Here is a 12,221-nt window from a genome sequence, read left to right as displayed (position 1 = left end):
TTAGTAACATAAACGAAGGAGTAACAAATTATGTCAAAACCACTGTTACAAGTAGCCCTCGATACTGACACGACGGCTGCTGCACTCAAAGTTGCTCACCAGGTTGGCGACATCGTTGACGTTGTCGAAGCCGGGACCCTGTTGATTTACCAAGAAGGCATGGACGCTGTTAGTGACCTGCGGGCCATTGCACCAAACAAGATCATCTTGGCCGATGCCAAGGTGGCCGATGCTGGTGGTCACGTGGCTAAGGTTGCCGCTGAACACGGTGCCGACTGGATGACCTGCATCAACGCCGCGACGGTGCCAACGATGGCTGCCGCCCAAAAGGAAATCGAAGTCCAAGTTGAATTATACGAAGGCTGGGACAACGAGAAGCGGGCCCAAGAATGGCTCGACAACGGTGTTGACCAGGTGGTTTACCACCAGAGCCGTGACGCCAAGGCTGCCGGTCAGGTATGGGGCGAACAAGACCTGAACTCCGTGAAAAAGCTGATCGACATGGGCTTTAAGGTTTCAGTTACCGGTGGAGTTAAGCCGGAAGTGCTGAAGCTCTTCAAGGGTGTGCCAGTCTACTGCTTCATTGCCGGCCGTGCTATCCACGGTGCCGATGACCCACGCCAGGCCGCTCAGTCATTCAAGGATGAAATCAACCGGATTTGGGGCTAATGAGATCCAATTCGACAATCTCTCTTACAGCAATGGTTGACGAGGTATTTAGCCCTCGTTGACCATTGCTTTTTTAATGCACAGGAAAGGACGTATTTATGACAACAAACGCATTGGGAATTTACGAAAAGGCCCTGCCGCAGGACATGTCGTGGCAAGAGAAGTTCCAGCTGGTCCACGACCTCGGTTTTAACTTCCTGGAATTTTCCATTGACGAAAGTGATGAACGCTTGGCGCGGCTGGACTGGACGGCAGAAGAACGGGAGAGTTTTCGCCAAGCCATGTGGGCTACCCACAGCCGGATTAACACGATGATGCTCTCGGGTCACCGCCGCTACCCGTTGGGTTCTAAGGATCCGCAGATCCGTCAAAAGTCGCTGGAAATGATGCAAAAAGCGATTGACTTGGCCGTGGACCTTGGAATCCACAATATCCAAATGGCTGGTTACGACGTCTTTTATGAGACGAAGTCGGACCTGTCCCGGGAACTATACGTGGAAAACCTGGCCAAGTGTGTGCACATGGCTGCCGAAAAGATGGTCATGTTGTCAATTGAAACGATGGACGATCCCTTCATTAACTCGATGACTAAGATTGCCCACTACAAGACCCAGATTCACAGTCCATGGCTTCAGGCTTACCCAGACCTGGGGAACCTGTCGGCCTGGCCGGATAACGATGTGCCAGCCCAGCTGGAAAAGTTCACTGGTAACATCGCTGCCATTCACTTGAAGGATACCAAGGCCGTCACGCCAACCTTTAAGGGGCAGTTCAAGAACGTTCCATTTGGCGAGGGCTGTGTTGACTTTGAAGGCCTGCTCAAGGAGTTAGTCCGGCTGAACTACAACGGTAGTTACACGATTGAAATGTGGGCTGGCGACAACGGAGACGCGGACCCAACTCGCGAAGTAAAGGCGGCCAAAGCCTATTTTGACGATATCTTTGCCCGCGTCGGCATTCACCAGGAACCAGTAGAAAAGTAAGGAGAAGAGAACGATGTTAGAAGAACTGAAAAAAGAAGTTTATGATGCCAATATGCAGTTGCCGAAACTCGGTCTGGTAACCTTTACCTGGGGGAATGTCTCCGGGATTGATCGCGAAAAAGGGCTTTACGTAATCAAGCCGTCCGGGGTCCCGTACGACGAACTGACGCCTGATGACATGGTAGTGGTTAACCTGAAGGGGGAAGTGGTGGAAGGTGACCTCAACCCGTCATCCGATACGCCAACCCACACTTACTTGTACAACCACTTCCCCAAGATCGGCGGGATTGTCCACACCCACTCACCGTGGGCCGTTTCCTTCGCCGCAGCCCGGATGGACATCCCGGCACTAAACACCACCCACGCGGATACTTTCTACACCGACGTACCGGCGGCCGATGCGTTGACTAAGGAAGAAATCGAAGAAGACTACGAGGGCAACACCGGGAAGGTCATCATTCGGTCGTTTAAGGAACGTCATCTGGACTACGAAGCCACTCCGGCAGCATTAGTGATGCAACACGGCCCATTCACCTGGGGTCCGACGCCAGCCAAGGCGGTGTACAACGCGAAGGTGCTGGAAGTCGTTGCCGAAGAAGACTACCACGCTATGATGCTCAACCGGGCGGACATTCACTTGCCACAGTACCTGCTGGACAAGCATTACTACCGTAAGCACGGCAAGAACGCTTACTACGGCCAGAACAACGCTCACAGCAAGGACCACGCTAAGCGGGAAAACTAGTAAGAACGATAGTTGGTCAGTCACAAATGGACCAATTCGTTGTATAATAATATCAGCTTTGATGTAAGCGCTCATAAGCTGAAGGGAGAATTTGTAATGTCTAAAGTTGTTAAAGGGATTGCTGCTAGTGATGGTATCGGGATTGCCGAAGCCTACCTGCTGGTTGACCCGGACCTGAGTTTTGATAAGAAGAAGATTGAAGATACTGATGCCGAATACCAGCGGGTTGATAAGGCGTTTGCTGACTCAATCGACGAGTTAAACAAGATTAAGGAAAACGCCAAGGACCGTCTGGGGGACGAGGAACTGGCCGTTTTCGATGCGCACATTGCGATTTTGTCTGACCCTGAAATGAAGAAGCAGATTCAGCAGGAAATCGAAGATCAAAAGGTTACTGCTGAACAGGCAACGACTGACGTCATGGATATGTTCTCAGACACACTGGCTGCCATGAAGGATAACCAGTACATGCAAGAACGTGCGGCTGACGTGAAGGACGTTGAAAAGCGGGCGTTAAGCCACCTGCTGGGCAAGCAACTGCCAAACATTGCTGCTATTGACAAGCCAGTGGTTATCGTTGCCCACGAAATTACCCCGTCTGACACTTCACAGATGGACAAGAAGTTCGTCAAGGGGATGGTTACCGACCTCGGTGGCCGGACTAGCCACGCCGCTATCATGTCACGGACACTGCGGATTCCGGCAATCGTTGGTTCAGAAAACATTACTTCCAGTGTTAAGTCTGGCCAGCAGATCATCGTTGACGGTTTGAATGGTGATGCCATCGTTGACCCGAGTGATGATGAAGTGGATGAATACCAAAAGAAGGCTGCTGACTTTGAAAAGGAACGGGCTGAATGGGCTAAGATGGTCGATGCTCCTTCCAAGTCCAAGGACGGCAAGGACTTTGAAATTGCTGCTAACATTGGGACGCCGGATGACGTTGTCGATGCCGTCAAGCAGGGTGCTGACGGTGTTGGACTCTTCCGCTCAGAATTCCTCTACATGGGCAGTGACCACATGCCAACTGAGGATGAACAATTTGAAGCCTACAAGAAGGCCGTTGTCGGCATGAAGGGCAAGCCGGTAGTTGTCCGGACCCTGGACATTGGTGGGGACAAGCCGCTGGACTACTTGCCACTGCCGAAGGAAATGAACCCGTTCTTGGGTTACCGTGCTATCCGGATTAGCCTGCACGACCCAGAAAAGATCTTCAAGCCGCAACTGCGTGCTTTGATCCGTGCTTCTGAATTCGGCCCCATTTCGATCATGTTCCCAATGATCGGGACGCTGGCTGAACTGCTGGCTGCCAAGAAGGTTTACAACGAATGTGTTGAAGAATTACAAAAGGATCACCCGGGCATTGGCAAGAACGTCAAGATTGGGATGATGATTGAAGTGCCACTGGCAGCAATTAACGCTGACAAGATGGCTGAAGAAGTTGACTTCTTCTCCATCGGGACTAACGACCTGATTCAATACAATTTCGCTGCTGACCGTGGTAACGATGCTGTTTCCTACCTTTACCAGCCACTGAACCCGGCCTTCCTTGGTTTAATCAACCATGTTATCAAGGCTGCTCACCGTCACAACACCAAGGCAGCAATGTGTGGCGAAATGGCCGGTGATGAACTGGCATTGCCATTGCTGATGGGGATGGGCTTGGATGAGTACTCAATGAGTGCAACTTCCATCCTGCGGACCCGGAGCATGATGAGCAAGCTGGATACCAAGGACTGTGCAGCCCTGGTTGACAAGGCACTCGCCATGGACACCCAAGAAGATGTTGAAAAGCTGGTTAAGGACCACCTGAACTAACCGTTTTTCACTAAAGTGAAAAGGACGCTGGCATTTGACGTGCCAGCGTCCCTTTCTTTTTGCGTTATTAGTGAATGACCATCACATCGCACGGCGAGTAGCGAACGACGTAGGCGGTGGTTGAACCAACGAGGACCCGTTCGACCCGTGACAAGCCGGTAGCACCGATAATTGTTAGGTCGGTGTGGTGGTCAGCCGGGAATTCGCGCGCAATGACTTCCTTCGGGCTGCCAAAACGAATGTGGATGTGGACGTCCTTGACACCACTCTTGATGGCGCGTTGTTTGAGGTCGTCCAGCCGTTCTTCAATCGTCTTGACAAGGGTGTATGTGCCGTCCTCATCGATTTCCATCGTGGAAGCGAAGCCGTCAGTTAATTGGTCGATTTGCATGACGTTTAAGAGGTCGATCGTCGCGTTATTTTGCTTGGCCAATTCAATCGCCCGGTCAACCAAGTGCGGGGTTATTTTGGACCCATCAATTGGTACCAGGAATTTTTGATGTTGATACTTTTCCATTCTTCTATCCCTCCAAACTTGCTAAGTTGTACAAGTCAATTATACAATGAGACATGATAAAATAACGTTATCAACACTTAAAAAGTTGGTTCTGGAGGAAAAATGAAACCCAAGAAGACAATGATCGTGGGTTTAGCAGTATTGATTGTGATTGGTGTGCTTGGTTTGTACGAAGCACACGCTGCTAAATACTTTCGCCGGGCGGTGACGATTAACAACGTCAAGGTCGGTGGACTCACGGTTGAACAGGCTAAACAAAAGGTTAACCAGGAGCAGGGTAAAACCTATATCTTTGAAAATGGGAAGGTCGTCCGCCAGCATGGTGGGTCGGCCAAGTTGTTGTCGACTGCCGACGTCCAACAGATGTTTAACCAGCAGCGTCATCGCTTTTTCGGCAGCTACCAACAGCACTTTCAAAAGTATAATGAGGGCGCGGTTGCAGCCAAGAAGCACCTTCAGCAGTTAGTGGGCCGGTCGACGATCTTTGCTATTAATGGTCACCGGTACACCTTTAAGGCGGATGAAATGCTGAACGGTACGACTTATGCCAATGGTCAGTACCAGGTCGATAATGGAGCTATTACCCGTCGTTTAACCACCATTAACCACCAGCAGATGACCCTTCTAAAGGATTATCAGGTCACTACCCCGACTGGACGGGTTGCGGTGAAGGGCAATACCTACGGCTGGCAGCTAAACGTTTCCCAAGCAGCAAGCGGGGTGGCGAAGGCCCTGACCGAGGGTGACCAGCACGTTAATGGGAAGGACTACCTGAAAGGTGTTGGTTTCAACCCGCACGGGACCGGCTACGGGGTAACCGCTAACGATGGTCTGGGCAAGGACTACATTGCTGTTTCGCTGGGTCAGCAGCACCTGTGGGTTTACAAGGATAACAAAGTGGTCGCCAGTGTTGACATCGTGTCGGGAACCAATAACGGCCACGACAACACGCCAACGGGGGTCTTTTACATTGGCTACAAGCAAAGCCCGAGCGTCTTGCGTGGCAAGAATAGTAACGGGACAGATTACGCTAGCAAGGTTAGCCGTTGGATGCCGTTTACCGAAGAGGGTTGCGGCATTCATGACGCCAGCTGGCGGACCCGCTGGGGCGCCAGTGAGTGGCAGCAAAACGGCTCGCACGGTTGTCTGAATGTCCGGCCGAGCCAGATTGATTCCATCTGGAACAATGTGTCGAAGGACGAGCCAATTGCCATTTTTAATTAAGGGGAGTTTTTATGAAGAACGTTTCAAAATTAATCGCCTTTTCGCTAATCGCAATGATTATTGCGGCCATTGTTGACTTAGCGATGTTTCACCAACACGGAACGCCCCTGCTCAGTGGGGAAGTCCTGTGGCGGGTTCTGTTGATTATTATCCTGTGGGTGGTCGTGGTGGCCCTCGCTGCCCTGCGGATGCGCTTTTGTGGTTACGTCACTATTTTGGTGATGATTTACTACGCCTTTGCTGATTATGGCGGCTTAATCACCGTTCGCCCCCGGGCATCGGCTTACGGACTGGCGATTGAAATACTCTGTGTAATTGGCATCGTCGTCAGTCTCATCGGAGTGTGGTATGGTATTCAACAGCGATTAGACTATGATCGGGAGAAAGTAAGGGAGAAAATAGCTCATGAAACTAAGCGTAAGTGATTATCTTGAGCAGTTAGCAAATGCGAAAGTTAAGGAAGTTGCGGCAACGACGGTGGAGATTCAACAACTAGCCAGCCTTCATGACGGGTTGGCCTTTATTGCTGACCAGTTAGATGCCGGGTTTCTTGCTGCTTACCAGTGGAACGTCAGTGGGGAGGACGAAGAGGTTGCTGTCCGTTTGGAGACCAACTTGATTAACGTGCCAATGGCGGAAGCTGGACGACTGGATCCAAAGCTGATTGCCGGGGATGACCCCCAGCCAGTTAACGTTTACCTGGTAATGGAAGCGGAACACGTCAACGCTTCCCACCTGCGGATTGACCTGTTGAACACGGCAGATGAGTTTGCTGAGCAGCCAGACCAGTCGGTGATGAAGGCCCAGCAGTGGGTCAGTCAGCACCTGGCGGCAGTCAAGGAAAACCAGGAAAAGGCAACGGAAGCTGCTAAAAAGCCGAAGAAGACCAGAAAAACGACCCACAAGAAGACGGCTACGCGCCGGCGCCGGACGAAAAAGGCTAGCAAGTAGCTTGCAAGTTGGTATTGATGGTGTTAGGCTAAGCTTGCGATGAGCTGAGAGGTCCGCAACCAACCCAAATTGGTTGCACCCGCGAAAAGCGGGATGACATTTCAGAGTGGGGCGCGTTAACCCGCCGGATTGCGGGGTGCCCGGAGCGGGTCGTATGTGAACTGCGAGATCGTTCCTGAGATAATATCAAGACACAAAAACACTGTGACGATTTTTTGTCACAGTGTTTTTATTTTGCAGATTAATGGAGCGACGCGTCCCGCGCAGCATCTTTTTTTGGGGGAAGATGGTAGCAAATGAGGCTGATTAGTAGTATTGGTCCACCATGTCGCGAAGGGTGCTGTCACTGAGACCGGCACCCAACTTTTTAACGAAGGAATAAGCGTCTAGTTCGTCATAGCCAGCAGCCTTCAACTGTTTAATGGTGTTGCCAATCATCTTGGTGATACCTTGCTGTCTCCCTTGTTTTTCACCCAGCTGCTCACGTTCAAGCAATTTAGTTTCGTAATCCATGATCTGCGCCCTCCTTTTGGGGTCGTCATTAATTTCTTTGATCTTCTGTTGCGCATAATCAAAGTGTTTGCTACCGCTGATGGGTTCGCCACGCATTAGCTTCACCAGGTTTTGTAGGTCCTGGCTATTACCAGCTAGCTGCCCCTTTGCATTAATGATAACTTTCGCCGAGTTGGTTGGCAACATTAGTGACTTATCCTGGTCTTCATATTCGTGATAGGTGTAGCGGATCCGGCCCTGTCCGGGATAATCAAAGTTACACAGGAAAATGATATAGGTGGCTTGTAGGTCATTATAGGACTTGCTTTTTTCTAACGTGTAATGGGCATCGACCTTGGATAAGTAGTATCGCATGCGCTGCCCCAGGTTATCCTGGTCGGCAACCTGCATTTCCACGTTGTAGACGCGGTTGTGCTGGTCACGGACCAGAATATCTAAGCGGACATCCTTGGTCTGCCGGTCAGCATTACTCAGTTCCCTTTGCAGGTACAAGTTCTGAACTTCTCGAATGTCCAACTGGGGTAAGATCGTTTGGAGGACAAACCGGCAAAACTCCTTATCTTCCATCACCCAGCCAAAAACCTTATCTTCAGTAAAGCCATAGGTTGTCTTCGTCGTGTTCATCGGGGACCTCCGTCAACTCTTTACCAATGTAAATACGCAAAGGTGGGGTCAATAGTACCTATTAATTGAATTAGTTGACCGCGGCCTTTTTGACGAACCTTGTTACTTGGGCAAACTACCCGACAAATACGGGAATAGGTCGGGTTTATTTTGACAACTTTTAACTTAATAAAAAGGGTCTGTGACATAAGCCCCCGTATTTATGCTAAAAGTTAACAGGCAGTATAATAATAGCTCCTAACGTTCTGGTAAAGCCGAACGCTAGGAGCCGATTATTACTCTCTGATAGGACCAAATGGGGGTGGTAACTGTTGATCATTTAGCAAGATAAACTTGTTCGTCAATCAGATCAAATGTTTGCAAGTGCTGGTTGACCTTTTCCAGACCCGCTTGGCTGAGAGTTGCTTCCTTCCAGAAGCGAGCGGAGTTAGTGGCGCCATTCTTTTCACCAACTACCAGCAACTGCGGGTGGGGAAAGCCCTGCCTGATCAGCTGAAGAACCTGCCAGTCGATTTCAACCTTGTCTGGCGACCAGGACATGATAACAAAGCGGACTTCGTGACCGTACCTTTTAATAGCAGCCAGGGCATCACACTTTTCGACCGTTGTTACCGGGTGACGGCCAGTCTGGTTTTCGTCGACCCAGGCCTTGCTATCGGTGGTGATAACGTGCTGGTGGGGGTTATGTTGGCGGAGACCACGAGAAATGTAGCCATTGCCAGCCATGATCTCAAGGACTGGCTGACCCGCCAGGTAATCACTTAAGGCAGCGATAAAGGGGGCGTTGGTGTACGACCACATTCCGTAGGTTTCTTCGAGGTAGTCGCGGTAATTGCGCAGGAGACGGTCCACTTTCGGCAAGGCCGCGGTGTACCGGTCCCAGAGTTTGTCGCCAGCTGGATTACCCGCCGGGTATTTACTGGCCAGCTGCCGGTAAAGACGGTCCTGGATGTCATCTGGTAGTAATAGTTGTGGCAATTGCTGGGGTAAGAGGCCGTTTTTAATCAGGTGGTCGCTTTCCAGGACGTTGTTAATCAGAAACTTGACTTCCGGAACGTCCGCGAAGAGTTGACCGTAGCTGGTTAGTTTTTCGATATAAGGTGCCTGCCGAGTTTGGCGGTGGCTTTTTTTTAGGCGTTTTGCGAGTTGTTTTTTCTTTTGTAGCTTCATGATTAGTTCTTAAAATTCAGGTTCAATTCGCCCTGACGGCCATAGAACTTGTCAGTATCCTTGCGGTTTTCGCGGCCTTTCATGTAGCCATCGATTAACTGGAAAATTTCGTAACGGTCTTCACTGGTGAGGTTTTTGCCATTAAACGAAAGGTCCTTACCGGAGAAAAAGAGTTTACCGAGGTCATAGTCATCACGGTCCGACTTACCCGTTAGGTAGTCAAGGCTGACATCAAAGTACTCAGCGAGCTTGCGCGCCTCAATGTAGTTGGGGGTCCGAATGCCACGCTCCCAGTTGCCAATCTGGGAGGCGGTGTTGGGACGCTCTCCTGGTCCTAAATTTTCGTTTAAGGCTGTTGCCAGCTCTTTGAGGGTAATCCTTTCTCCGCGGCGCAGTGCCCGTAATCTTTCAGGAAACATGTCCTCACCTTCCTTATAACTATTATTTTACCATTTAATTAAACGTGTTAAAATATCAACCATCATTGAGAGAACGGGGAATTGTTAATGAAACAAGGGAAGAAAAGTCATTTTTGGCGCAACCTGCTGCTGTGGGTGGTGAGAATCCTCTTGGTTGCAGACTTAGGCGGTGCTGCCTACTTTTTCCACGTGGCGATCGTTCGCAGCCCGAAAACTTTTATCAAAAACCGGCCAATCAGCAAGCATGACCGGCTCTACCGCGAAGAAAAGTGGTTTCAAGATGCCCATAAGCAGGACTGGACCATCATGGCGGCCAACGACCGGGACCGGCTGGTAGCCGACTACGTTCCCGCAGCACGACCAACGAACAAAACGGCGCTGATCTGTCATGGCTTTATGAACCGGAAGGAATCGATGGGCGCCTATGCGGCGATGTTTCACCAAATGGGATACAACGTGCTCTTACCTGATGCCCGGGCGCACGGGCAAAGTGAGGGCCGCTTGATCGGCTATGGTTGGCCAGAGCGGCGCGACCAGCAGCGTTGGATTCGGCAGATTATTCAACATAACGGCAAGGGTTCACAAATTGTCATGTTTGGTGTCAGCATGGGTGGGGCGACGACGATGATGACCAGCGGCACCAAGCTACCACCACAGGTGAAAGCCTTTATTGAAGACTGCGGGTACGATACCGTGATGAACGAGATCACCCATGAGGCCCGTGACCTGTACCACCTGCCAGGAGTGGTGTCCTGGCCGCTGGAGAAGACAATGAGTCTCTATAACCGTGTTCTCAACGGCTTTTATCTTGGTGAAGCCAGCGCAGTCGAGTCACTGCACCATAACCGGCGACCGATGCTCTTTATCCACGGGGCCGATGATACCTTTGTCCCGACCAGGATGGTCTACCAGAATTACCGGGCAACGCGCGGTCCTAAACAACTGTGGGTGGTTAAGGGTGCCCAGCACGCGAAGTCCTTCCAAACTCAGCCGCGGCAGTACCGCCAGCACATTCAACGGTTCCTTGACCGCTACGTTCATTAACAAAAAAGCGAGCCAGTATTTTGGCTCGCTTTTGTTATCCAGAAGGAAGGTAGTTTATTCCGTTGACTGCATGAAGACAAGTTCGTCGGTAGAGATTTGCTTATTTAAGGCGTTGGCGAGGTCGCGGTTGATCTTACCGGCAGCCAGTTGCTCGTTGACGTAGTCGTGTTCCTCCCGGAAAGAATCAAGGAAGAGCCGGTTGAGGACGTCAGCGTTGATGTTACGTTGCCGGTTGAACATCTGAATGCGGTTGGCATAGACCTGCTTGATGTTACGGATTTCGTCGCGGTTGTCAGCGGTAGCCTGCTGGTCGAGGTAGTCGTCAACGGCTTTGTTAACCTGTTGGACGATCATGCAGAAGGCCTCCCGATTATCGAGCAGGTGGGCTTTCAACTCCCCTTCGGGAATTTTTTTCTTGATTTCTCGTCTTTTCCGTCGTCGTTGAATGCCGTGCCAGAGGAAGGCAAAGTAATTGCGCATCACGTTACGGTGGTTGAAGGCAATCATTTTGGCGAAGTAGTGGTTATATAGTTCCGCTTGCTCGTCATCAATTTCTTGCTGGTCATGAAGTTGGTCAACGGTTGCTAACTCTACTTTTTGGGCCCCATCCATTAGCTCTTCAAACTTGCGGTGGTCAATGTGGACGTGGTCGCGCAGCTGGCTGCTGAGGTTGTTTTGAACCAGCGCAACCTCGCCGCTGTAATCAGCTGCGTAGTGTTGGACGTAATCCATCGCAGCAGAGACGCTGGCCACGAGGTGGGCGTTGAAATCGCCTTGGCTGTAACCGAGCTTTTTTTGTGGGAGCAGCACTGGAAAACAGAAGGTTCCGACGAGGAGACTGATAAAGATCACCACGGTGGTGATCAAAATGTACTGGTTACGGTAGGGCAGGGGGGTGCCGCTAATTGTGGCTGGCATTGAAAAGGCCATCGCCAGCGCAATTGTTCCGTGGACCCCACCGATAGCCAGCAGGAGGGCTTCCTTCCTCGCCTGATCGTTATCCGAGCGCAGCTGAACGATGTTTGTCCGGGCCCAGAGGTAACGGAGGAGGGTCATGACTGCGTAAACCAGGACGGCAATGACCAATACCCGCATGAATGACGCAGCTGAGACACCATGAAAGATGTCCGGCAGGGTCACCCCTAGTAGGGCAAAGACTAATCCGTTGAGGATATCAGTGACCAGGTGCCAGGTACTGTGACTGGCAATTTGTAGTTCCGACGATGTCAGGTGGAGACGTTCGTACCAGATACTGTGGGCAATCCCGGCGGCGACGACGGCGATGATGCCGGAAACGTGAACTTCTTCGGCGGCAAAGTAGACAACGATCGGGGTCAGGAGGTTGATTGGTAAGTCGACATTGGAGATGGCGGCGTGTTCTTGCAGCATCCATAACCGGAGATTGACGATCAGTGCTCCCAAGAGGAGTCCCACGACGATTCCCCCAAAGAAGACGTAGAGAAAGGTTGCTACTCCGTTAACCAGGGAGAAGTCACCGTTAACCAGCGTCGCCACTGCCAGGTTGAAGAGGACTAGCCCAGAGG

At 51.0% G+C, this 12,221-nt stretch carries 13 protein-coding genes; 8 read left to right on the top strand and 5 right to left on the bottom strand.

Annotated features, from left to right (window positions below):
- The first annotated feature begins 30 nt into the window (after positions 1–30).
- From Q0E49_RS02055 to ptsP, 4 genes are all read left to right on the top strand, one after another.
- The gene (locus Q0E49_RS02055; RefSeq protein ID WP_295746197.1) at positions 31–669 is read left to right on the top strand and encodes a 3-keto-L-gulonate-6-phosphate decarboxylase UlaD; all 639 of its coding nucleotides are present in this window, start codon (positions 31–33) and stop codon (positions 667–669) included.
- 98 nt (positions 670–767) lie between these two features.
- A complete protein-coding gene (locus Q0E49_RS02050) occupies positions 768–1,652 on the top strand; it encodes an L-ribulose-5-phosphate 3-epimerase (RefSeq protein WP_295746195.1) in 885 nt (294 codons plus the stop codon).
- Positions 1,653–1,665: 13 nt separating this feature from the next.
- Entirely contained in the window at positions 1,666–2,397 is a 732-nt protein-coding gene (locus Q0E49_RS02045) for an L-ribulose-5-phosphate 4-epimerase (protein ID WP_295746194.1), read from the top strand.
- A gap of 96 nt (positions 2,398–2,493) precedes the next feature.
- A complete protein-coding gene (gene ptsP / locus Q0E49_RS02040; protein ID WP_295746192.1) occupies positions 2,494–4,215 on the top strand; it encodes a phosphoenolpyruvate--protein phosphotransferase in 1,722 nt (573 codons plus the stop codon).
- A 67-nt stretch (positions 4,216–4,282) separates the two neighbouring features.
- Here ptsP and Q0E49_RS02035 read toward each other — a convergent pair whose 3' ends face one another.
- A complete protein-coding gene (locus tag Q0E49_RS02035) occupies positions 4,283–4,732 on the bottom strand; it encodes a universal stress protein (protein WP_295746190.1) in 450 nt (149 codons plus the stop codon).
- 102 nt (positions 4,733–4,834) lie between these two features.
- Here Q0E49_RS02035 and Q0E49_RS02030 point away from each other — a divergent pair, with 102 nt between their 5' ends.
- Genes Q0E49_RS02030 through Q0E49_RS02020 form a run of 3 tightly spaced genes read left to right on the top strand, consistent with a single transcriptional unit; the run spans position 4,835 to position 6,907 of the window.
- Positions 4,835–5,956 (top strand): L,D-transpeptidase family protein, encoded by a 1,122-nt coding sequence (locus Q0E49_RS02030; protein WP_295746188.1) that lies wholly within the window; start codon positions 4,835–4,837, stop codon positions 5,954–5,956.
- Between the two features lie 11 nt (positions 5,957–5,967).
- The gene (locus tag Q0E49_RS02025) at positions 5,968–6,381 is read left to right on the top strand and encodes a hypothetical protein (RefSeq protein ID WP_295746186.1); all 414 of its coding nucleotides are present in this window, start codon (positions 5,968–5,970) and stop codon (positions 6,379–6,381) included.
- Positions 6,362–6,907 carry a hypothetical protein gene (locus tag Q0E49_RS02020; RefSeq protein ID WP_295746184.1) on the top strand — a complete coding sequence of 182 codons (546 nt, stop codon included), beginning with the start codon at positions 6,362–6,364 and terminating at the stop codon, positions 6,905–6,907. Before Q0E49_RS02025 ends, Q0E49_RS02020 begins: the two co-directional genes overlap by 20 nt.
- A gap of 306 nt (positions 6,908–7,213) precedes the next feature.
- Here Q0E49_RS02020 and Q0E49_RS02015 read toward each other — a convergent pair whose 3' ends face one another.
- From Q0E49_RS02015 to Q0E49_RS02005, 3 genes are all read right to left on the bottom strand, one after another.
- Positions 7,214–8,044 (bottom strand): Rpn family recombination-promoting nuclease/putative transposase, encoded by an 831-nt coding sequence (locus tag Q0E49_RS02015; RefSeq protein ID WP_295746182.1) that lies wholly within the window; start codon positions 8,042–8,044, stop codon positions 7,214–7,216.
- A 315-nt stretch (positions 8,045–8,359) separates the two neighbouring features.
- Entirely contained in the window at positions 8,360–9,214 is an 855-nt protein-coding gene (locus tag Q0E49_RS02010; RefSeq protein ID WP_295746180.1) for an SAM-dependent methyltransferase, read from the bottom strand.
- A 2-nt stretch (positions 9,215–9,216) separates the two neighbouring features.
- Entirely contained in the window at positions 9,217–9,633 is a 417-nt protein-coding gene (locus Q0E49_RS02005; RefSeq protein WP_295746178.1) for a helix-turn-helix transcriptional regulator, read from the bottom strand.
- A gap of 87 nt (positions 9,634–9,720) precedes the next feature.
- Between Q0E49_RS02005 and Q0E49_RS02000 the strand changes: the two genes are divergently transcribed.
- On the top strand, positions 9,721–10,677 hold the full coding sequence (locus Q0E49_RS02000; RefSeq protein ID WP_295746177.1) for an alpha/beta hydrolase: 957 nt from the start codon (positions 9,721–9,723) through the stop codon (positions 10,675–10,677).
- A gap of 54 nt (positions 10,678–10,731) precedes the next feature.
- Here the strand turns inward: Q0E49_RS02000 and Q0E49_RS01995 are convergent.
- A partial coding sequence (locus Q0E49_RS01995; protein ID WP_295746175.1) for a sodium:proton antiporter occupies positions 10,732–12,221 on the bottom strand: 1,490 nt, incomplete at its 5' end.

Origin of the sequence: uncultured Limosilactobacillus sp., assembly GCF_934202235.1 — a bacterium.
In the GTDB taxonomy this organism is placed as follows: Bacteria; Bacillota; Bacilli; order Lactobacillales; family Lactobacillaceae; genus Limosilactobacillus.
The sequence above is the reverse complement of the archived record's forward strand: the minus strand, read 5'-3'. Positions and strand labels throughout refer to the sequence as shown.

Coding starts and splice junctions, on each gene's coding strand:
- Q0E49_RS02005 (WP_295746178.1), bottom strand. CDS start 9,633: ATGTTTCCTGAAAGATTACGGGCACTGCGCCGCGGAGAAAGGATTACC.
- Q0E49_RS02025 (WP_295746186.1), top strand. CDS start 5,968: ATGAAGAACGTTTCAAAATTAATCGCCTTTTCGCTAATCGCAATGATT.
- ptsP (WP_295746192.1), top strand. CDS start 2,494: ATGTCTAAAGTTGTTAAAGGGATTGCTGCTAGTGATGGTATCGGGATT.
- Q0E49_RS02050 (WP_295746195.1), top strand. CDS start 768: ATGACAACAAACGCATTGGGAATTTACGAAAAGGCCCTGCCGCAGGAC.
- Q0E49_RS02000 (WP_295746177.1), top strand. CDS start 9,721: ATGAAACAAGGGAAGAAAAGTCATTTTTGGCGCAACCTGCTGCTGTGG.
- Q0E49_RS02020 (WP_295746184.1), top strand. CDS start 6,362: ATGAAACTAAGCGTAAGTGATTATCTTGAGCAGTTAGCAAATGCGAAA.
- Q0E49_RS02015 (WP_295746182.1), bottom strand. CDS start 8,044: ATGAACACGACGAAGACAACCTATGGCTTTACTGAAGATAAGGTTTTT.
- Q0E49_RS02035 (WP_295746190.1), bottom strand. CDS start 4,732: ATGGAAAAGTATCAACATCAAAAATTCCTGGTACCAATTGATGGGTCC.
- Q0E49_RS02010 (WP_295746180.1), bottom strand. CDS start 9,214: ATGAAGCTACAAAAGAAAAAACAACTCGCAAAACGCCTAAAAAAAAGC.
- Q0E49_RS02030 (WP_295746188.1), top strand. CDS start 4,835: ATGAAACCCAAGAAGACAATGATCGTGGGTTTAGCAGTATTGATTGTG.
- Q0E49_RS02055 (WP_295746197.1), top strand. CDS start 31: ATGTCAAAACCACTGTTACAAGTAGCCCTCGATACTGACACGACGGCT.
- Q0E49_RS02045 (WP_295746194.1), top strand. CDS start 1,666: ATGTTAGAAGAACTGAAAAAAGAAGTTTATGATGCCAATATGCAGTTG.